This window comes from Neobacillus niacini (assembly GCF_030817595.1).
In the GTDB taxonomy this organism is placed as follows: Bacteria; Bacillota; Bacilli; order Bacillales; family Cytobacillaceae; genus Neobacillus; species Neobacillus niacini_G.
Map to the genome: position 1 here is coordinate 1,111,427 of NZ_JAUSZN010000001.1, position 19,868 is coordinate 1,131,294.

19 protein-coding genes and 1 pseudogene are annotated in these 19,868 nt (G+C 37.4%); 7 read left to right on the forward strand and 13 right to left on the reverse strand.

Annotated elements, in window-relative coordinates; all coding sequences use genetic code 11:
• Positions 1-62 precede the first annotated feature (62 nt).
• Positions 63-2,039 carry an OmpL47-type beta-barrel domain-containing protein gene (locus QFZ31_RS05585; protein WP_373459901.1) on the reverse strand — a complete coding sequence of 659 codons (1,977 nt, stop codon included), beginning with the start codon at positions 2,037-2,039 and terminating at the stop codon, positions 63-65.
• 622 nt (positions 2,040-2,661) lie between these two features.
• On the reverse strand, positions 2,662-3,468 hold the full coding sequence (locus QFZ31_RS05590; RefSeq protein WP_307301578.1) for a hypothetical protein: 807 nt from the start codon (positions 3,466-3,468) through the stop codon (positions 2,662-2,664).
• A 337-nt stretch (positions 3,469-3,805) separates the two neighbouring features.
• Between QFZ31_RS05590 and ppsA the strand changes: the two genes are divergently transcribed.
• Positions 3,806-6,406 carry a phosphoenolpyruvate synthase gene (gene ppsA, locus QFZ31_RS05595; protein ID WP_307301580.1) on the forward strand — a complete coding sequence of 867 codons (2,601 nt, stop codon included), beginning with the start codon at positions 3,806-3,808 and terminating at the stop codon, positions 6,404-6,406.
• A 97-nt stretch (positions 6,407-6,503) separates the two neighbouring features.
• On the opposite strand, the gene QFZ31_RS05600 is transcribed toward ppsA, so the two are convergent.
• Both QFZ31_RS05600 and QFZ31_RS05605 read right to left on the reverse strand, forming a co-directional pair.
• Positions 6,504-6,728 carry a hypothetical protein gene (locus tag QFZ31_RS05600; RefSeq protein WP_307301582.1) on the reverse strand — a complete coding sequence of 75 codons (225 nt, stop codon included), beginning with the start codon at positions 6,726-6,728 and terminating at the stop codon, positions 6,504-6,506.
• Positions 6,729-6,791: 63 nt separating this feature from the next.
• A complete protein-coding gene (locus tag QFZ31_RS05605) occupies positions 6,792-7,238 on the reverse strand; it encodes a DinB family protein (RefSeq protein ID WP_307301583.1) in 447 nt (148 codons plus the stop codon).
• A gap of 313 nt (positions 7,239-7,551) precedes the next feature.
• Here QFZ31_RS05605 and QFZ31_RS05610 point away from each other — a divergent pair, with 313 nt between their 5' ends.
• Positions 7,552-8,913 (forward strand): MATE family efflux transporter, encoded by a 1,362-nt coding sequence (locus QFZ31_RS05610; RefSeq protein ID WP_307301585.1) that lies wholly within the window; start codon positions 7,552-7,554, stop codon positions 8,911-8,913.
• 84 nt (positions 8,914-8,997) lie between these two features.
• Here QFZ31_RS05610 and QFZ31_RS05615 read toward each other — a convergent pair whose 3' ends face one another.
• On the reverse strand, positions 8,998-9,708 hold the full coding sequence (locus QFZ31_RS05615) for an endonuclease/exonuclease/phosphatase family protein (protein ID WP_307301587.1): 711 nt from the start codon (positions 9,706-9,708) through the stop codon (positions 8,998-9,000).
• A 131-nt stretch (positions 9,709-9,839) separates the two neighbouring features.
• On the opposite strand from QFZ31_RS05615, the gene QFZ31_RS05620 reads away from it, so the two are divergent.
• Positions 9,840-10,178 carry a hypothetical protein gene (locus tag QFZ31_RS05620; protein ID WP_307301590.1) on the forward strand — a complete coding sequence of 113 codons (339 nt, stop codon included), beginning with the start codon at positions 9,840-9,842 and terminating at the stop codon, positions 10,176-10,178.
• 33 nt (positions 10,179-10,211) lie between these two features.
• Here QFZ31_RS05620 and QFZ31_RS05625 read toward each other — a convergent pair whose 3' ends face one another.
• The 3 genes from QFZ31_RS05625 to QFZ31_RS05635 all read right to left on the reverse strand — a co-directional run bounded on the left by QFZ31_RS05625 (position 10,212) and on the right by QFZ31_RS05635 (position 12,455).
• Positions 10,212-10,799: a hypothetical protein gene (locus QFZ31_RS05625; RefSeq protein WP_307301592.1), complete on the reverse strand. Its 588-nt coding sequence runs from the start codon at positions 10,797-10,799 to the stop codon at positions 10,212-10,214.
• A 695-nt stretch (positions 10,800-11,494) separates the two neighbouring features.
• The gene (locus tag QFZ31_RS05630; RefSeq protein WP_307301593.1) at positions 11,495-11,737 is read right to left on the reverse strand and encodes a DUF1643 domain-containing protein; all 243 of its coding nucleotides are present in this window, start codon (positions 11,735-11,737) and stop codon (positions 11,495-11,497) included.
• A gap of 184 nt (positions 11,738-11,921) precedes the next feature.
• The gene (locus tag QFZ31_RS05635) at positions 11,922-12,455 is read right to left on the reverse strand and encodes a hypothetical protein (RefSeq protein ID WP_307301595.1); all 534 of its coding nucleotides are present in this window, start codon (positions 12,453-12,455) and stop codon (positions 11,922-11,924) included.
• Positions 12,456-12,689: 234 nt separating this feature from the next.
• Between QFZ31_RS05635 and QFZ31_RS05640 the strand changes: the two genes are divergently transcribed.
• Genes QFZ31_RS05640 through QFZ31_RS05655 form a run of 4 tightly spaced genes read left to right on the forward strand, consistent with a single transcriptional unit; the run spans position 12,690 to position 16,365 of the window.
• A complete protein-coding gene (locus tag QFZ31_RS05640; protein ID WP_307301597.1) occupies positions 12,690-13,673 on the forward strand; it encodes an ABC transporter ATP-binding protein in 984 nt (327 codons plus the stop codon).
• Complete coding sequence (locus QFZ31_RS05645; RefSeq protein ID WP_307301599.1) at positions 13,670-14,515, forward strand: ABC transporter permease; 846 nt, start codon at positions 13,670-13,672, stop codon at positions 14,513-14,515. Before QFZ31_RS05640 ends, QFZ31_RS05645 begins: the two co-directional genes overlap by 4 nt.
• Complete coding sequence (locus QFZ31_RS05650) at positions 14,512-15,300, forward strand: ABC transporter permease (protein ID WP_307301601.1); 789 nt, start codon at positions 14,512-14,514, stop codon at positions 15,298-15,300. Before QFZ31_RS05645 ends, QFZ31_RS05650 begins: the two co-directional genes overlap by 4 nt.
• A 30-nt stretch (positions 15,301-15,330) precedes the next feature.
• The gene (locus QFZ31_RS05655; RefSeq protein ID WP_307311398.1) at positions 15,331-16,365 is read left to right on the forward strand and encodes a spermidine/putrescine ABC transporter substrate-binding protein; all 1,035 of its coding nucleotides are present in this window, start codon (positions 15,331-15,333) and stop codon (positions 16,363-16,365) included.
• A gap of 318 nt (positions 16,366-16,683) precedes the next feature.
• Here the strand turns inward: QFZ31_RS05655 and QFZ31_RS05660 are convergent, their stop codons facing one another.
• The 5 genes and pseudogenes from QFZ31_RS05660 to QFZ31_RS05680 form a co-directional block, all read right to left on the reverse strand.
• Complete coding sequence (locus QFZ31_RS05660) at positions 16,684-16,866, reverse strand: Fur-regulated basic protein FbpA (protein WP_307301603.1); 183 nt, start codon at positions 16,864-16,866, stop codon at positions 16,684-16,686.
• A gap of 373 nt (positions 16,867-17,239) precedes the next feature.
• A pseudogene (locus QFZ31_RS05665) lies at positions 17,240-18,203 on the reverse strand (NAD(P)-dependent alcohol dehydrogenase).
• On the reverse strand, positions 18,200-18,919 hold the full coding sequence (locus QFZ31_RS05670) for a DUF4386 domain-containing protein (RefSeq protein ID WP_307301604.1): 720 nt from the start codon (positions 18,917-18,919) through the stop codon (positions 18,200-18,202). The pseudogene QFZ31_RS05665 and the gene QFZ31_RS05670 overlap by 4 nt, the downstream one beginning before the upstream one ends.
• A 51-nt stretch (positions 18,920-18,970) precedes the next feature.
• Positions 18,971-19,195 carry a helix-turn-helix transcriptional regulator gene (locus QFZ31_RS05675; RefSeq protein ID WP_307301605.1) on the reverse strand — a complete coding sequence of 75 codons (225 nt, stop codon included), beginning with the start codon at positions 19,193-19,195 and terminating at the stop codon, positions 18,971-18,973.
• Positions 19,196-19,197: 2 nt separating this feature from the next.
• On the reverse strand, positions 19,198-19,644 hold the full coding sequence (locus QFZ31_RS05680) for a hypothetical protein (RefSeq protein ID WP_307301607.1): 447 nt from the start codon (positions 19,642-19,644) through the stop codon (positions 19,198-19,200).
• Between the last annotated feature and the right edge of the window lie 224 nt (positions 19,645-19,868).

Consider the following 19,868-nt stretch of genomic DNA (forward strand, 5'->3'; position numbering starts at 1 on the left):
GGTCTTTTTTTAGACTGTCCATTTTATGGGTCACAGTTCAAGGTATAACTGCTCTTTTATTTTTAATTGTTGGAATTATTCTGTTTCACCACAATATCTTGGGAAGTGGTAACTGTGTTTCCGGCATTATCGGTAGCTTTATAGGTAACAGTATAAACGCGGTCTCCACTTCCACTTCTTTCAACACGTACAGAGAAGTTTGTATCGGATGTACCGATTTCGGCACCTTGTATATCTTGAGACGTGTTTCCATCACCTTTTCCGTTATCCATTTGATTACTTACAACGGATACCAATTCAAATAAGGCAACACCTGATAAGGTATCTTTAGCATCTACCAATACTTTTATTGGAACTAACTGGTGGTTTCTATCTGTTAGGACTGATTGATCAAAAGAAACGTTTAAAGTTGGTGCTGTTTTGTCAATTTTTATTTCGACTGATTTAGTTTTTTCAACGTTACCAGCATTATCGATACTTCTAAATTCAACTTTATTTATTCCTTCATCACTAATTGAAATAGTTCCGTTGTAGGCTTGCCAATCTCCATTATTCACTCTATATTCTGTTCTTGCCACGCCAGATAGATTATCTGAGGATTCAAGTGTTAATGTTACATCTGAATTATACCATTCGTCCTTTACTGGACTTAATGTGGTTTGAGGAACTGTTTTGTCTATGTCCACCTCAAAACTTTTATATGCTTCTACATTTCCAGCATTATCGACACTTCTGTAATCAACCGTGTTCATACCTTCAATAAAGGAGTTGAATGATCCATTATATTCAGTCCATTCACCGTTATTGATCCGGTATTCTGTTTTTGCTACACCAGAATTTTCATCAGTAGTTGATAATGTTGCAGAAACATCTTTTTTAGTCCAATTTGTTGGAATATCGCTATGAGTTGTGACAGGTGAAGTTTTATCAATTTTTACAATTTCACTTTTTATCGTTTCTTTATTTCCTGCAGTATCAATACTTCTAAACTCCACTTTGTTTTGACCTTCTAGTGTTACTTTGAACGGTGCTGTGTATTCTTGCCAATCCCCATAATTTATCCGGTACTCTGTTTTAGCTACACCAGTTGAATTATCTACAGCATTTAACTCTACTTGCACATCTGATAAATTCCATTCTCTAGAATTGGAGTTAGTTGTCATCTTTGTAACCGGTGGTTCGGAATCTGATTCTTTTACATTAAAACTAAAATCACTTAAGTTCTTATATTCATAGTTATCGTATTTTTGTTGGGAATTTGAGTTGTGATAATACGCATAACTGTTTTGAAGTTTATCATAAAAATAAATATAGCCTATGTTCCAAATGCCCATAGCGTCATATTCACCGATTGTAAAACTTCCTTCATATAATCCAGTTGACTCGTTATAGTAAAGTCTTGTGTATTTTGAACCATTTCCAGTTGGTGCATTATATGTGATTGCAACATAGTCTACTCCAGACAGATTATCAGTTATGTTAGCTGAAATAAGAACTGTATCTCCTTTAGAAACCTCTTTTGGAGTAACAGTTAAACTATTTAATTTCGGTGCTTGATCATCGCTAACGTTTCCTGACACAGTTATTGCGTATTCACTTAAGTCTTTATATTCATAGCTATCGTATTTTTGTTGGGAATTTAAGTTGTGATAATACGCATAACTGTTTTGAAGTTTATCATAAAAATAAATATAGCCTATGTTCCAAATGCCCATAGCGTCATATTCACCGATTGTAAAACTTCCTTCATATAATCCAGTTGACTCGTTATAGTAAAGTCTTGTGTATTTTGAACCATTTCCAGTTGGTGCATTATATGTGATCGCAACATAGTCTACTCCAGAAAGGTCATCAGTCACTTTTGCTTGAATCTGAACCTGATTGCCAGAGGTGACATTTGAATGAGAAACCTTTAGTGATTCCAAAGTTGGTGGTGTTACATCGTTGGCAGCTTTTGTTGAAATCGAAGTTCCGAAAAAAGAAATTACAAGAAAAAAGGCTAAAAATAAGTGAAGAACATATTTATTTTTCTTTTGCATTGAATGCACATTGAATCCTCCTTTTATAATTCTATTGACCTATTACTCTTCTATAATAAAGGTTTAAATTCCTGGATTCTACTGGTATTTTTCATCCAAAACTCAGAGGTCGTATAAGAAGTAGCTCAATTATTGTTGGTTTCCCTATAATTATGGCATAAAGCAATAGGAAAAAGTTTTTAAATTTCCAGAAGAAAAGGATAATTTATTGAAAATAGTGGCTTTACAGTAACTTCTTTTTTGTTACCTTGTTCAACAAACCTGCCAGTTAGTTTAATAAGAAATTCAGCAAAAAGGGGCATAAATCCTTCTTAGTAATAATGGTTTATAATGTCCTACAAAACAAAAAGACCAAATTGCCTGTATAGCAATTTGGTCCACAAAACCAATAACATTTTTATATACAACAAACACTACTTTTTACATTCCAAATTAACGGTTTGTGATAGGTATTCGAACCCGTTCCCAATATAGGATAGTTTTTGTTATTCCTGGAAATTCCGAACAAAACTTGATAAACAAGGAAAGACGTATGCCAATTCATACGTCTTTTCTTGTGACATTTATTAAGAAAGCACACGAAAACAGTAATATTTAATCATACGATTTCGGGATTTTTTCTCTAAATTCTTTCACATGCCTCTAATAACTTCTCTGTCTGTTCGATTAATGTAATCATTTCATTCCAGGAATTTTGTGTATTTAAATCCTGTGAATGGGCTAAATTGTTGCGAAGAATCTCCAATTTTTTAAAGAAATCTTTCCCTTTACTTTTTGATTCGATCCCCAAAAGCTCTCGTAAAGGCTGTTCACCTAATATGATGTCCCTCTTATCGCATAGCTGCAGGCAATCACTTAGTTCAATCCCTTCATTTCGAGCTTTTCTTTGTAAAAATAACTCCTCTGTCTGTTGGATCCGTTTGTCACTCAAGTGAATTTTCCAGCCTTCCCCTTCAAAATACTCACGAATAATTCGATATAAATGCATTTCTACTAAGGAAATCACGCCAAATAAAAGCATGCGTATCGGTGGTTTTTGGAGATCGGCAAGTGTCACAACCTTGGTAATCCGGTTTCCTTCTATAATGAAAAGTCTATCAGTGTCTTTAAAAATAAAAAGCGTTTGAAGCAGCGGTGTGGAATCTGAAACAAGATCGGACGGGCTAAAGGAGCGAAAATAGTCCTTACACGTTCCCTCCCTCAAATCATCTCTTAGTACATATCCAATAACCCAGCCATTCTCTTCGACACCGATGACGTCATAGTCCTTTGAAATCATTTGGTCTCTTATCTGCTTAGCCTGATCGTTCACATTGCATGTAGCTAAAACCTCTGAAATACTGTTAACCGTTATATTTTTTTCAAATAATGAACGAAGACTTCTGTAAGTACTGACTTGATCTCGCTGTTGTACTGGGATGAATTCCATATATGAACCTCCATCTTCTACTACATTACATGGTACAAATTTTAATAAATCTATTTTAACACTCTGAAATAATATTTCTAATATGTTTTATGTAATTCCTAATGCTAAACATATATTCATAGTATGAACTGAGGGTTTATGAGCTGTTATTCAGGGGTAGTAACCGGGGCATTTATTGCACGGGAAGGACGGTCTTATTTTGAAGATCGCACCTCTTCCTACTTCAATTATACCATAGATATAATGGGCGAAATAGACTGTTTATTCGTACTTTCTACTGCTAAAATGCAATAGTACTGTAAATTTGAGTTTATTATTCCGTTAGGAGAGATGTAGAATGTGTTCTCTGGTTCTCGGTTTTCAGGAAATAAAAACTACACAGCTTACGCTGGTTGGTGGAAAAGGATTAAATTTAGGAAGATTATCAACCATTCAAGGTATACAAGTACCAGAAGGTTTTTGTGTGACAACTGTAGGATTTCAGAAAGCCATCGAACAGATCGAAGCATTTCCAGCATTGTTAGATCAACTATCCATGCTAAAAATGGAAGATCGAGATCAAATCAGTGTAGTGAGCAGGAAGATTCGACAAACGCTTAAAGAAGTTAAAATTCCTTCTGATGTTGAAAAAGAAGTTACTCACTATCTCTCCCAGTTTGGAAAGGAACATGCTTATGCCGTGCGTTCTAGTGCCACTGCTGAAGATTTACAACACGCCTCTTTTGCCGGGCAGCAAGACACCTACCTAAATATCATCGGAAAAGAATCCATCTTGGAGCATATTAAAAAGTGCTGGGCTTCCCTCTTTACGGATCGCGCGGTCATTTACCGTATGAAAAACGGATTTGACCATCGTGAAGTTTCTTTATCCGTTATCGTTCAAAAAATGATTTTCCCACAGGCATCAGGCGTTTTATTTACCGCTGACCCGATTACGTCGAATCGAAAGCTGCTATCCATTGACGCTAGTTTTGGGCTAGGAGAAGCATTGGTCTCTGGCCTAGTCACACCCGATTCTTATAAAGTACAGGAAGATAAAATCGTTGATAAGATGATAGCAGTCAAAAAATTGGCTATCCATGGACGAAAAGAAGGTGGAACAGAGACACAGCAAATCGATTCTGATCAGCAAAAGCTTCAAACACTTACTGATCAACAAATTTTACAACTGGCAAACATCGGAAGACAGATTGAAGATTATTTTGGGAGTCCACAAGATATTGAATGGTGTTTGGCTGATGATACCTTTTATATCGTCCAGAGTCGTCCTATCACTACTTTATTCCCCATTCCCGAAGCAAATGATCAAGAAAATCACGTCTATATATCTGTTGGTCATCAACAAATGATGACTGACCCCATGAGTCCATTGGGCTTGTCCTTTTATCTGTTAATAACTCCTGCACCCATGCGTAAGGCTGGTGGAAGGCTGTTTGTTGATGTAGCACCAATGCTCGCTTCGCCTGTCAGCAGAAAAACAATATTAGATAACGCGGGAAAATCAGATCCGCTCATAAAAGACGCTCTCTTGACACTCATTGAGCGAGGAGATTTTATTAAAACATTACCAAATGATGAAAAAGCACCGATTCAAAGAAGAAACAATACGGATATACTTGCCGAGATTGAAAACAATCCGACCATTGTTACTGATCTAATTAATAATAGTCAATCATCGATAGAAGAGTTAAAACAAAACATCCAAAAGAAATCAGGAACCGATTTGTTTGATTATATTCTAGAAGATATCCAGCAATTAAAGAAGACATTATTTGATCCACAAAGTTCAGCTGTCATTATGTCTGCTTTTAATGCTTCATCATGGATCAATGAAAAAATGAACGAGTGGCTAGGTGAAAAAAACGCAGCAGATACGCTTTCTCTATCTGCACCAAACAATATTACTTCAGAAATGGGTCTGGCACTATTGGATGTTGCAGATGTGATTCGTCCTTATCCAGAAGTAGTTCATTATTTACAGCAGGTAAAAGATGATGACTTTTTGGATGAACTGGTTAAGTTCGACGGCGGTAAGGAAGCCCAAGAAGCAATAATTTCGTATCTCAATAAATACGGTATGCGATGTGCTGGAGAAATCGATATTGCAAAAGCACGCTGGAGTGAAAAACCAACTACACTTGTCCCCATGATTCTGAGTAACATCAAAAAATATAAGCCTGGTGCTAGCAATCGGAAATTTGAGCAAGGGCGTCAGGAAGCCTTGAAAAAAGAACAAGATTTGTTAGAACGCTTGAAGCAATTACAAGATGGTGCACAAAAAGCCGAAGAGACAAAACGTATGGTACGCCTACTTCAGAAATTCATCGGATATCGTGAATATCCAAAATACGGCATGATTACTCGCTACTTCGTTTATAAAAAGGCTTTACTGAAGGAAGCACAACAACTCGTAAAAGCCAAACTTATTTATGAAAAAGAAGATATCTACTATCTCACTTTTGATGAACTTCACGAGGTAGTACGTACAAACAAACTGGATTATGAGATTATCAATAACCGAAAAGATCAATATCAATTTTATGATAAACTAACTCCCCCACGTGTGATCACCTCTGATGGTGAAATCATAAGGGGTCAGTACAAACGAGAAAATCTCCCTGCAGAGGCAATCGTTGGCCTGCCTGTTTCTTCCGGAATAATAGAAGGTCGTGCCCGTGTCATCTTAAACATGGAAGAAGCTGATATCGAAGATGGGGATATCTTAGTCACCTCTTTTACGGACCCTGGCTGGACCCCGTTATTTGTATCGATAAAAGGTCTCGTCACCGAAGTTGGCGGGCTGATGACCCATGGAGCTGTGATCGCACGTGAATATGGCTTACCAGCTGCTGTTGGAGTAGAAAATGCTACCAAGCTGATAAAAGACGGGCAGCGAATTCGCGTGAATGGAACAGATGGGTATATCGAAATTTTGTAGTTCCTGCTTATGTCTCGAATAATTAGCAGCACCTCTCCTGCCGTTTTAAAAAAAGTGACAGGCACCGCCATTAACTGAAATGGGCCTGTCACTCTTTTTAATCTATAAATCTTGCGACTTCTTTACCACAATTTTTACATTTTCCTTCCAGGGTAATGGAAGGTGGTGAATCTTGGACAATGTAGTTTACAATTTGTACAACATCGCTACAATTTACACACCAAACATTCCGTTCAAGTTCTTTGCGTATTGCAGTTGGAATGGCGAGCCATTTTTTATTTGCAGAAAAAGAAACTACCTCTTGATTTGCTCTTTTAACCAAGCTGATCCCCCACTTTTTTTAAAATCATGCTACTTTACTACCTAACAACACCCCATCTTTACATCATCTTTTAAATATAATATAGTCAACGCTTATTGGTTCCTTGTTTGCTGCTCTTAGAAGTTGATTGATCTGTCCTCGATGGTACTGACCATGAAGAGCAACATGGGTTAAGATGTCCCTTATGGAATTATCGAATTCTGTACCGTTACTATTTTTATAAGAGACTAGTTGATCTAGATTAGAATTGAATAACGTTGAAAGTAATTCATCATAGTTGTGATGATTTTGATTAACCATCTCGACACATGATTCTAAACTAACTTCTTCCCAGATAGGTAAATGTGAACTATCTGCGCCTTTTAATCTAGTATTCCAAACGTTTTCCGCATGCAGAATATGGGAAAAGAGATTAATGGCCTTCTTGTTCTCTTGCCCGTTTTGTAAGGTTTGTAGAATTCGTTGATTCGCCCAATGTAAATGCTTAAACATAGATTGGATTGTTTCCAAGTAAGTCACCCTCCTTATACCTTATATTAATCTTTCTTTTGATCAAATAGTAATTCACGGTACGTGGTCACTAAATTTTGTATTTTATTTTCATTGATGATGGTGTTATTAAATGAAACATTGCATGAATACCCTCTTGCATTTTTGTGCAATGTGCCAATTTACGATTATTATAAAATAAACTAGTATGTATCAGATGATAAACCGTTTTCATAGCGGCGCGAGGGGGCGGCAGAATTCAACCAGATATACAATTACATAAAAAAAATAGTAGCGTGACGATTTTATTATAAAAGGGACCGGTGGCACAATTATGAAACTGATTAAGGATATTCTTCGTTTGGCGATTCCATCAATTGCAACCTTTTCGTCCATGACGGTTACAGGTTTACTGGTCTTGATGATTGTTGGGAAATTAGGGGCAGCAGCCATTGCAGTAGTTGGAATCACCAACATTTTGATGTACAATTTATGGGCCATTTTTTCCGGAAACCAAGGAGCTATCAACTACTTGGTTGCTCAAAATTACGGCTCTAAGAATATGAAACTAGGCAATCAACGAATGCAGATTGCCATTATTCTAGCAGCCTTTCAGGCCATACTGTTATTTGGTGTCAGCTTTGTGTTTCCTCATTTTATTTTGGAAGTAATGGGCTCAAACGAAACCATTCTCGAATTAGGGTCTTCTTATGTTCAAGTGCGAATGTACGGTATGATGTTCACTGTTTTTAATATTCTCTTCTACGCCTACATGAGAGCCACCGGTGATACACGTACACCGATGAATATCTCCATCATTAACAGTGTTATGGTGGTAATATTCACCTATGTTCTCGCCTATGGGAAGTTTGGCTTTCCAAACTTAGGATTGCAGGGAGCGGGCTGGAGTATGGTAGTGGCCGAGGGGATTACCCTGCTATTAAATCTCCTAGTGTATTTCCGTTCTTACAACGAAAAATATTTTACCCGTTCTTGGGTGCGAATGGAGCTAGCACAAATTCGGTTAATATTATTCGAAGGTTCGAAGCTGGGGATTACAGAATTGTCTAACAGCATAGGAATGCTGGTGTTTACTGCCTGTATTACCCGTCTTGGCACAGTGGCCATTGCGGCCAATGAAATTGCTTTAAATATCCTGTCCTTCGGTTTTATGCCGGCAAATGGATTTGGGGCTGCTTCTACTGTTGGAATTGGGCAAGCGATTGGAAGAGGCAGACCGCTGGAAGCGAAGAAGTTCGGGTTAGTGACAGTTTATTTGGGACTAGGATTCATGGCGTTATTTTCCGTATGTTTATTCTTGTTTGCCGAGCCTGTCGCGAAACTGTATACGTCTGAAACAGCGGTAGTAGTAACAGCGATTTCTCTGATTCATTTAGCTTCCTTTATTCAACTGTTTAGTGGGGCTAACATCATTTTTGCCGGGGGATTAAGGGGTGTCGGTGATACCACCTTCCTATCTCGGGCAGCCTTGGTGTTAAACTGGATTTTCTTCATTCCTTGTACCATTCTATTAACACAGGTGTTTGATTTAGGACAGACAGGTGCGTGGATCGCTTTTTCAAGTTTAATTGTTCTTCAAGGGTTAACCAATGCTTTAAGGTATCTCTTTTACAAATGGAACTCAGCCCAAAGTAAAAATGTACCTATAGCAGAGGTAACGTCGCTTCATGTTTAAATCAGAGAATCTTGATGAATTTAGGGTTAGGGCCAATTTGATTATAATTGGCCCTTTTTTGGCTTTTAGTACTCCCTATTGCCCTTACTCATCAAATACAGCGCATAATGGGACGTGGTCGCTGAATTTAATCCATTTTTCATAAGTTCCAATTTCAAAATGTCTTAATCTAGAGAGAATGAGTTCTGAAGCAAACAAAAAATCAATATGAAAAGGACTAGACTGTGCCTTTCTAAAAAAATGAGTCGGGATTGTCTCCTCCCCGTGTTCTTCATTGAAATACATATGGTAAGCACTTTTAATGCCCTCGTTCTTTAGTAGCTCCACAACCTCTGAATGGGTCCCTACCCTTTTAATATGATCGAATATCTTATTGCTGTTCCAATCGCCAATGATAACACAGGGCTTTTTCAGCAAAGTTTCATAATATTTTAAAGCGAGATAGATTTGTCCTATGTAACTATTGAATTGTGGTTTGGTATTTTGAGACCATATCGCAAGTAAAATAAAATCGTCTTTGCCAGTAACCTTCAACGGAATGATATAGCGGAATTCCCTATTGTAAGCAGAATGAAGTTCGATATGATAGGAATCATTTAAGGTCGCGATGCCAATCCCCTTGTTTATATTATCTCCATACCATAGAAACTGAGTAAGTGCTTGCAGATTACTACTATTCCTCCATTTTTCAGGTGCTTCACATTCTGGAATGACAATAATGTCGGCCATGTAGGGGAATATTGCTTCAATCTTATCTCGAAATCTCATTGCCGCATTCCATGTTACTAGTTTCATCCGTAGTCCTCCATGTTTTATTTCCTTATATTATACTTTAAAAATTCACAGTTTTTACCGTTCCGTCACATTAATATTCTAAAATATGGTAAATTTAATAAATAATAAAATTAATAGGGGTGTGCAGCATAATGCCTATGGAACAAGAAACAATGGGTTTTTTAATAGGCGGTTTTTCAACCGTAATGGGGATTACCTTTATGATCGTTTTACGAATGTTATTCTCGAAAAAACGCAAATCTTTTAGAACGGCTTATGGTTTAATCATGTGTCATTTAATACTAGTTAGCCTTGCAGTCTATCAAGTGTTACGTGCAATTAGTTTTGACGGATACCATCAAATGGCCTCCGAAGAAATATCTTTACGTCTTGCTATCACAGGCGGTCTTTGGGCAATCAGTATGGTATTTTTAATCCTGGGTTTAATTAGATTTTCAGTTACAAAAAATCTCTTCTGTGAGACAGTTTGACACTGTCCCTCAAAAGAGATAATTTTTAGTTTACTAATCCTCTATTTTGATATTCTGGTTTATTTCTTTTAGGATCAGGTTAGAAATATTTTGGCAATGGTGCATGACGGTATCTACTACTACATCGGAAGCGTATTCCAAAAAGTGAATCATAAAATCTTTGTTATTTGGTTGAAGGAAAGTACCTATAAAATCAATTAACAGATCATTTACTAGCCTGACATTGCAATAGACAAATTCTGCATTGGCTACTTGCTCTTCTTCAGTGGAACCTTTGTACACCATGTCCTTAAAACGAGGCATATTTTCGGCGAAGAAATTAGACTCGTTCACTTGTCTAGGGACATCTAACATTAGCGTATGGAAAGTTTCTTGGGGAACAAACTTTTCTTCATCAATACAATGTTTTAAAAAAGCGATTGCTCGATTCGTATTTGCAATCAAAAAGGTCACGTTCTTAAGTATCGTCTCTAAATAAGCTTCTTGCGATTTCACACCTTGTTTTATCTCTTTTAATACTTGGGTCATTCTTTGTGGAAGCTCATCCTTTTTCCAATGGGGCTGGTTCATGACAGCGCTTAAAACACCTGCGGTTTGTTTAGATAATATTTCTTTAGACAATGTTTTTCTCTCCTATTTCACCATATTTACTTCTATAGAATATCACATTACCTTCTGCATGAAACTCCCATTTCTTGTTTGCTTGGAATAATTCTTTAATCTCGTTTTGCCCAGTTACTAATAAATGCTAGAAGGATCATTTAGCAATTTGATTAATTTTATAATTTTATTGTCATCACCTAGTTCAACGTACACTAGCTTAGTATTCTCAATAATATCTGTATAGGAGTTTTCACCAGCAGGATAAAGGTGAAAGTGTTGAGATATCTAATGGTTCTTCGTCCATAAATAAAGAGGAAGTCTCTTCAGAAGAATCCCCTAATACTAATTCGAAAACAAATCATCTACCCCGCTGTCCCACCTTGTGTTCTTCTTTATTAAAAATTTTGTAATATATCTGGGAATAAATAAAAAACCCCGATTGAACGTCGGGGTTTATACTGCAACTTTACGTTTCCTTATCTTGAAATGCGTGTAGGGCTTCGAAAAATTTAACACGTTTATATTATAGGGTAACTTCTTTATTTTAAACTTTGCTTTTTTTCTGATTTAAATTCGTCCCGTAGTAAATTCTTTTGAATTTTACCAATGGATGTCCTTGGGAAATCCGCCACATCCATTTCTTAAAGATGTGAGGGTGCTGAGGTTTTTCCTGTCTGAATAGTCTTCAAAACATATTATTTTGTCTTTGTAAATTAATCTATAACCTGTTCATCACGTGCCAAATACCTCCTCTTCTCCCCATCCCAAGCTAGTTTAACAGTTTCAGCATCGCGTACTGCTTTAATTATGAATGCATCATTATTAAAACCTATAGGATTGTTAACTCTTTTTAATTTATCTGGGTTTGTTGAGTTAAACGCAAATAGGTACACAATTATACCAATGAAGTGGTTTTGTAGATTAACTATTTCAAATCCTTCTAATACTTTTTTCACAAAATATATTTTAAAAAAGAATGCCTGTCCCTTTTTTTAGTGAGACAGGCATAATTGTCTAATATAACAATGAAGTTATTTTTTAAAAAATTTGCTAGAGAATACATATTACAGTTAAAAAGTTCATAAATAACAGCTACAGTTTCTTAAATCGTGTCCAGCCTTCAAAAACAAACTAATATTTTCATTTTAATCTATCTTCGATTTTCTTAGTCGTGAAATAACCACCATTTTCATTTGGTTCCTTTTCATTACGATTCATACGAATCTTCCCTATATTCGTATAGGTTATCTCTAAGATTTCCCAGCCCTCATGCGGTAGTAATTCATCTGAAATTTGCCTGTATCTTCTCACTGCCAAATCCTTAGCAGGAACCCTTTTATTTGGAGCTAGTTCAAACGTTGCTTTTATCGTGCTATCTACAAAAGAATAGTTAAGTAATTTTTCACCCTCCCCTTTAGCCTGAAACTCAAGGATTTCTTTCACGATTGTTTCATTAAGCGGCTGTGCTATTTCTCTTGGCTGGCTTTCGATGGACTCTTCATTTAACTGATCTTCGAGATCAACATTTAATTTTTGTACGGAATCTTTAGGTTCAGCCTGAGAATCAGTTTTTGATATTCCTACATCAGCCTGATCTTGATTCTTTTCAGATTCAGAATTACAAGCAGACAATAAAACGATAAATACCACCAAAATATAGAGGATTTTTTTCATAATGATCCTTTCGGCTTCTCATTTTTTTAAAATTGAACATATGATAAAAATTACATTGATATTATGTAATGTTAACTTAATAAAAATACATGTAAATCGAACTAGTTTGCATGGGTTCAGGTTTGGCATGTCACCGTCCTTTGTACTTTAAAGTTTTTTCACTTTACAAAAAAATTCAAACAAAAGCATAGTTGATCCATGGAATGATCATTATGTAGTCCAAGGAGTTACCATATGAAGACTTTAATTCATTTAGATAAAATAGAAAAAAAGTTTGGCAGTCAAACGGTTTTGAATCCTGTGGAATTCTCCGTTTATGAAGGGGAGTTTTTGACGATGCTCGGGCCAAGTGGATGTGGGAAAACTACGCTATTGCGGATGATTGCCGGATTTGAGCCTCCGACGAAAGGAGATATCTATTTACTTCAAAATAAAATCACTCACTTGCCGCCATACAAACGGGATATGAACATGGTTTTTCAGCATTATGCACTCTTCCCCCATATGAATGTCGAACAAAACATCCTCTTTGGTTTGCGAATGAAGGGAATTGGCGGTAAAGAACAAAAAAAGAGACTAGAAAAAGTACTAGAGCTTACTCGCCTTACCGATTTACGTCACAATAAGCCCCACCAATTATCGGGAGGACAACAGCAACGGGTAGCCATTGCTAGAGCCATCATTAACAAGCCGAAAGTATTACTACTGGACGAACCTCTAGGGGCCTTGGATTATCAATTGCGAAAAAGCTTACAGCTAGAGTTAAAGAGCTTGCAAAAGGAAATCGGCATTACCTTTATATATGTCACACATGACCAGGAAGAAGCTCTTACCATGTCAGATCGGATTGCCATTTTAAACAACGGGAAAGTCGAGCAGGCAGGTACACCGCAAGAAATATACCGCCAGCCAAATAATGAGTTCATCGCCACATTCATAGGAGAAAATAATATTTTTCATAACAGTATGAGGACATATTGTGTCAGGCCAGAAAATGTGAAGGTGTATCGAAAAGGCACGCTACCCCTGGAAAAAGCAACCAACGGAAAGATTACCGAGGTGATATTTTCCGGTAATCATACAAAAGTATATATTTACTTCGAGCAGGACCAGAAAACAGTCATCGCCTATGATTATCCAGATACCCCGACGGACTGGAAAACAGGTGATGCAGTGGATTTAGACTGGAATGCAGGAGCTGAGGTGAGGTTAGATTGAAAAATAAAAGCAAAATACTAGCTGCTCCTCCTCTTATTTGGTTAATCCTCTTTTTTCTCTTGCCTTTGTTGATTATAGTTTTTTATTCCTTTTTACAAAGAGGAGTATACGGTGAACTTGTTTATCAATTTACCCTATCTAACTATGTTAGACTCGGAGAATCTATTTATACCCAAATTTTGTTGGATACCTTAAGCGTTTCAATACTGACGACATTGCTGACTTTATTCATTTCCTATCCCTTAGCCTACTATATTTCCACTCTCTCACAATCTAAACAGCAAATTTGGCTATTACTCGTCATGCTGCCTTTTTGGATTAACTTTTTGATTCGTTCGTTTGCATGGATCATCATTTTGCGTTCACAAGGAATCGTAAATTCCTTATTCATCCATTTGGAATGGATTGACCAGCCGCTTTCCTTACTTTACAACGACGGAGCCGTATTGCTCGGAATGGTTTATTCCCTGCTGCCATTTATGGTGCTGCCACTCTATATTTCTTTCGAAAAATTAGATCGCTCACACCTGGAGGCTGCTTCCGATTTAGGAGCAAATTCCTTCAAGGTATTTATGCATATCATTGTTCCTTTAACATCAAAAGGCATCATCATCGGCTCTGTACTCGTATTTGTGTCTTCCATTGGCATGTTTGTGGTACCTGATGTCATGGGAGGAGCCAAATCCATGCTTCTTGGTAATTTGATTCAAAATCAGTTTTTATCTGCTAGGGATTGGCCATTCGGCTCATCTGCATCGATTTTATTGATACTCTTTTCCTTTGTCCTGATGTTGCTTTATTACTATGCCGCAGCCAGAAGCAAAGGTGGTGCTAAACCATGAAAAAGACTCATACACTCTTTCTGTCTGGTTTCTCTTATCTCGTCTTGGTGTTTTTATACTTGCCGCTATTGGTTCTATTTATCTACTCTTTTAATTCTTCAAGAATTAACGCCGTCTGGTCAGGCTGGACATTGGATTGGTATCTTTCACTCTTTCAAAATAGACAAATTATCGATGCCTTTTTCAACAGTCTAACCATTGCCTTAGGAACAGCCATTTTTGCTGTCATTTTTGGATGCTTGCTGGTACTTGCCTTTTACCGGTACTCGTACCGATTTCACAAAAGCTGGATGACGTTAATTCATCTGCCGATTGTTCTTCCTGATATTATCATGGGACTTTCGCTCTTGCTGCTTTTTAACTATTTATCCATTCCAACTGGAAAGCTGACAATCCTTATTGCTCACATCACGTTTAGCATTCCTTTTGTGTATGTACTTGTTTCTTCGAGGCTGCAGGAAATGGACCGGGATTTGGAAGATGCTGCCCAGGATTTAGGAGCTACATCATGGCAGTCTTTTTTCCATATTACCTTACCCTTACTCTATCCAAGCATTTTTTCTAGTTTACTGCTCGTCTTTTCGCTGTCATTGGATGACTTTGTGATCAGTTTTTTCGTTTCAGGACCAGGCTCCACCACCTTACCGGTTTATATTTATGGCATGGTCAAAAGAGGAATCACTCCTGAGGTGAATGCACTTGCATCCTTATTGATGATCATTACCGTTATTCTATCACTTATCGCTTTAAAAATTGGAAAAGTCAGAGGGCAGAAAATATTTTAAAAAGGAGTGATTAGGTTGAAACAAGGAAAAATGTTTTACTGGTATTTGTTTTGGTTAGCTGCTGCGGTCATACTTCTTTCTGGATGCGGGAAGGAAGAAAACGTCCTCAATATTTACAGCTGGGCAGATAACATTGACCCAGAGGTGATTAAAGACTTTGAGGAAAAATTTGATGTCAAAGTGAACTATGATGTCTATTCCAGTAACGAAGAGATGCTGGCAAAGCTGCAAACGGGAAGCAATCAATATGATTTAATTCAGCCCTCGGATTACATGGTTGACACAATGATTAAACTTAATCTACTGGAGGAACTGAATAAAGAAAACATCCCAAACTTAAAAAACGTTGTCTCCAACTTTCAAACACCTCCTTTTGATCCCGGAAGTGCACATTCGATTGTTTACACTTGGGGCGTTACGGGAATCGCCTATAATAAAAAATATGTGAAGGATGAGATTGATAGCTGGGATGATTTATGGAATAACGAATACAAAGACCGAGTCGTGCTGCTAAACGACTCCCGTGAGGTTTACGGAATGGCGCTCAAGAAAAACGGATTCTCAAACAGTACAACGAACCTTGACGAACTAAACCAGGCACATGATGATTTGAAAGACCTTCTTCCAAACCTGCTTGCCTTTGATACAGACACCATCAAACAGAAGTTTATTGCCGAAGAAGCCTGGATTGGCACCGTATGGTCCGGCGACGCTGCCTTCATATACGAGGATAATCCAGATATAGAATATGTCGTTCCGAAAGAAGGGGCAACAATATGGGCCGATACCATGGCGATCCCAAAAGAAGCAAAACACAAAGATCTGGCAGAGAAATTTATTAATTTTCTGCTTCAGCCTGAAGTGAGCGTCAAAAATTATGAAGCCATTGGTTACAGCAATCCAAATGAGAAAGCCTACCCTCTTCACAGCGAAGAATACCGTTCCAATAAAATGATATTTCTTGATCAAGCAGATATGGACCGGACAGAATGGTTAGTCGATGTTGGTGAGAGATTAAAAGATTATGATCAGCTTTGGACGGAATTGAAGAGTGGGAAAGATTAGAATAGTAATCGGTTCTCAAATTCCTATTTCAAACAGCAGCCCAACTCAGGCTGCTGTTTTCGATTTTATACATTATTAATTACCACCACTCGACCTCATAGATATTTAGTTAAATAATTGAGTTCATCTTGACTAATCATCATAATTCTCAATTCTTAATATAACACCATTTTAGTAAAGTATTATGGTTGTTGTAGAAGGTAAATATTATGAAGTTTGCATTTAAATTAAATACACCAAAAAACCCCGTGGAAGATATAGGAGTCTGTAAGTCTATATATAATTTTTGAATGAATAGGGTGATTGCAGAAATCTAATTTATACCCAGCGAATGGAGTCTAAATCACCATGCGGATGGTATTGTAATTTATATTTCCGATACTCATTTTCTAATTTAGATAATGGCAACTTATAAAGCTGTTGATCTTCTTTGTTATATAAATTTAAAAAAATCAGTTTATTGATAAGTTTTTGCCGCTTTTTTTCATCATTATTTCTCATCATAAACACTCCTTTTGTTTTTATAAAACCTCTAATTGAATACAACAACTTTATATTGGCTGATAAGATTTTTTATTAGATTAATTGTATTATATACTTATAATTCCTATCTGTAAAGTAGGAATTATAAGTACAAAGGCACTCTTATCAATGATTACAGAGATAAGGAAAAGCCTATACCGAAAATTATAGGCTTTTCCAATGCAAACCTTTATTCGAACGGACCACTTTGTAACTTAAAGCGCATTAGTCTTTAGTACAAATTCTTACAATCATAACACTTAAGTGGGCGCTAAAGAGCGTTAATCCTTTTAAGATCAACGCTCCCCCTTCCTTCAAAAAAATGCATTTTATCCTTCTAATTGCTTCGGCCTCACACTAAAGTTATCACAACATTTCCTTTTTTGTGACCCGTTTCCACGTAACGGTGAGCTTCGGCAACCTGTTCCAACGGATACTGTCGATCGATGACAGCTTTGATCTTTCCAGTCTTATAAAGCTCTATAAGAAAGTTTAGATTTGCTGAGTTCTGCATTAATCCTGCCGTAACAAAAATGGCTTTCTTGTTGCCAAACACCGTAGTCTTCATCATATCTAAAAGATATGGATAAAGAAAGTACTGTGGAAAGGTAGACCCCTCTTCGTGTGAGCGAGCCATTACATTCTGCAAAGGATCGCTTACCCACTGCATCGAAAATAACGTCATAGATTTGACCATTTTTCGTAAAATCCTCCTGGGTATAGTCAATGACCTTATCTGCTCCGTGCGATTTTACCAACTCCACATTTGCACCGCTGCATACTGCTGTTACTTCGGCTCCCAAGTATTTCGCAATCTGTACGGCATAAATCCCAACCGCTCCAGATGCACCATTAATCAGAACACGTTGTCCGCGCTGAACCTTTGCTTGATCGCGAAGGAACGTCAATGCGGTAGGCGCACCATCACAGATGGCGACCGCTTCTTCATAGGTCATGGCTGCCGGTTTAATTGCCAGAGGGGTATTTTCGTGTAGACATTTGTATTCAGCTTGGGCACCAAATGTCTTAGCACTTAACCCAAATACTTGGTCCCCTACTTTATATCGTGTTACTTTTTTGCCAACGGCATCAATTATGCCTGACAGTTCCGTACCAAATATCGAGTTCTTCGGTCTTCTAAACCCGTATACAAGCTTAACCATGGGAGAACCCTTTCGAAAGGTACAGTCTGATGGTCCAACGGAAGCCGCGTGTATTTTTATCCGGACATCATAACCTTTAGGGATTGGCGTTTCTACCTCTTGGAGTTGAAAAACATCCGGTGATCCATAATTTGTGCATATCATGGCTCTCATATGGTCGCTTTCCTTTCACTTTTTGCCGCAAGTGATGTAATCGCATTTTCGTTAAATCCTTTTACGATAAGCCATACTGCCAAAATCATTTCATTCGCTGCTACAGGTACAGCCAAAATAGCACCCCAAAAAGAAATTTGAGGGAAAACACCAAACATTACGAAAAAGGAACAAATGAAAACACAAGTGGCTCCTGTCATACCCAGGATCGATATAAATCTGGGTACAAGCTTCGTTTTATAAAATATATAACTATACATCATCGTATTGATACCAAGCATGAAAAGTGGACCTAGCATAAATGTCCAGTCATGTATTGCTTTTAGGATTATGCCTGAAGAGTGAAATGATGAAGGATCTGGGGCTCCTGCTGCTACGAATTCTCGGCTTAGGGTTAAGAGGGACAAGACACTGATGACACCAACTGTAATAATAATCGCTTCCAGAAACCTGAAGCAAACGTGCCAAAGGGCGATTGTTTCATTATACTGTCTTAACAATGGAAACATGGTTGTGGCCGTTCCAACCGCTGAAACAACTAGCATTAATTCCATTACAGCTCCGAGTATCACTTGGTTGGCGTGTTCGGAACCTTTTAGTAAATAATCGGGACCGTTTAAGATCGGATCATATAAGTTTAGACCTATCACTGCTGTAACAGCAGCAAGTATAAACAAGACTCCCACAATTTTTGCAGTTTTTCTGTTTAAATTCATTTATCTATCCCCTCACGTCATAAATTCAAAAATGTTAATCATTGATCGTTCTTACTGCTTTGTTTGATCCCCATAAAAGAATACTTCTTCCAATGGTAAGTTGAAGGCATGAGCGATGCGAAAAGCTAGTTCCAGTGATGGGGAGTAGTTTCCCTTTTCGAGAGCTACGATGGTTTGCCTGGTTACTCCCACCTTGTCAGCCAACTGCTGCTGTGTCATTTCATCATGGTTGAATCGTAATTTACGGATGTGATTGCCGACAAGATTTTTACCCATTTCTACACTCCTCTCCGATAGTGATAAAGTTTTGTAACCGAGCCAGTGACATCTGAAATGAAACCTGCAGAAATCAGAATAATGAACATCACATGCAACGGTTGATAGAAGACCAGCGATCCCATTGCAAAAAGAAAACCAATGACAAACACAAAAAATGAATTTCGGAACGCTTTCAAGTCAATTAACTTATCTAATTCATCCGCAAATGCAGGTTCTTTTTCATTGGTGGTGAGTCTAAATACAATGTTGAAAAGAATGCTGATGATGATATGTGCAACGATTGAAAATAAAGTCAGGTAAAGGACGAAGGAACCCCAATAATGAAAAACCTCACTCGACTCCACTCCCTCTCCTGGGTATCGCGGGTACATGAACAAACAATACGAGACGAAAATGAGAATAGCACTAATGACCGAAACAATACTTTTCTTTTCTTGATACGTCATGATTCACCTCTCCGTGTATGATTATTTTTACATGAAGTTAAACTTGTTATACTAAATGTAAAGTAAACTATACATTGAGTCAAGTGTATTTTACAAAAATAGGCATTTAAAAATTAAAAATGACCGAACATACATATGTCCGGTCTAGCAAAAATGGTAGCCATCAAGGGATTGGTTTAATTTAAGAAAGATTCCACTTAGTCGTCAAATGTCTTGTACTTATT

Excerpts from the sequence above, each read along its gene's own strand:
- QFZ31_RS05585 (WP_373459901.1), bottom strand. The coding sequence starts at position 2,039 with ATGCAAAAGAAAAATAAATATGTTCTTCACTTATTTTTAGCCTTTTTT.
- QFZ31_RS05590 (WP_307301578.1), bottom strand. The coding sequence starts at position 3,468 with ATGGAATTCATCCCAGTACAACAGCGAGATCAAGTCAGTACTTACAGA.
- ppsA (WP_307301580.1), top strand. The coding sequence starts at position 3,806 with ATGTGTTCTCTGGTTCTCGGTTTTCAGGAAATAAAAACTACACAGCTT.
- QFZ31_RS05610 (WP_307301585.1), top strand. The coding sequence starts at position 7,552 with ATGAAACTGATTAAGGATATTCTTCGTTTGGCGATTCCATCAATTGCA.
- QFZ31_RS05615 (WP_307301587.1), bottom strand. The coding sequence starts at position 9,708 with ATGAAACTAGTAACATGGAATGCGGCAATGAGATTTCGAGATAAGATT.
- QFZ31_RS05620 (WP_307301590.1), top strand. The coding sequence starts at position 9,840 with ATGCCTATGGAACAAGAAACAATGGGTTTTTTAATAGGCGGTTTTTCA.
- QFZ31_RS05635 (WP_307301595.1), bottom strand. The coding sequence starts at position 12,455 with ATGAAAAAAATCCTCTATATTTTGGTGGTATTTATCGTTTTATTGTCT.
- QFZ31_RS05640 (WP_307301597.1), top strand. The coding sequence starts at position 12,690 with ATGAAGACTTTAATTCATTTAGATAAAATAGAAAAAAAGTTTGGCAGT.
- QFZ31_RS05650 (WP_307301601.1), top strand. The coding sequence starts at position 14,512 with ATGAAAAAGACTCATACACTCTTTCTGTCTGGTTTCTCTTATCTCGTC.
- QFZ31_RS05655 (WP_307311398.1), top strand. The coding sequence starts at position 15,331 with ATGTTTTACTGGTATTTGTTTTGGTTAGCTGCTGCGGTCATACTTCTT.
- QFZ31_RS05660 (WP_307301603.1), bottom strand. The coding sequence starts at position 16,866 with ATGAGAAATAATGATGAAAAAAAGCGGCAAAAACTTATCAATAAACTG.
- QFZ31_RS05670 (WP_307301604.1), bottom strand. The coding sequence starts at position 18,919 with ATGAATTTAAACAGAAAAACTGCAAAAATTGTGGGAGTCTTGTTTATA.
- QFZ31_RS05675 (WP_307301605.1), bottom strand. The coding sequence starts at position 19,195 with ATGGGTAAAAATCTTGTCGGCAATCACATCCGTAAATTACGATTCAAC.
- QFZ31_RS05680 (WP_307301607.1), bottom strand. The coding sequence starts at position 19,644 with ATGACGTATCAAGAAAAGAAAAGTATTGTTTCGGTCATTAGTGCTATT.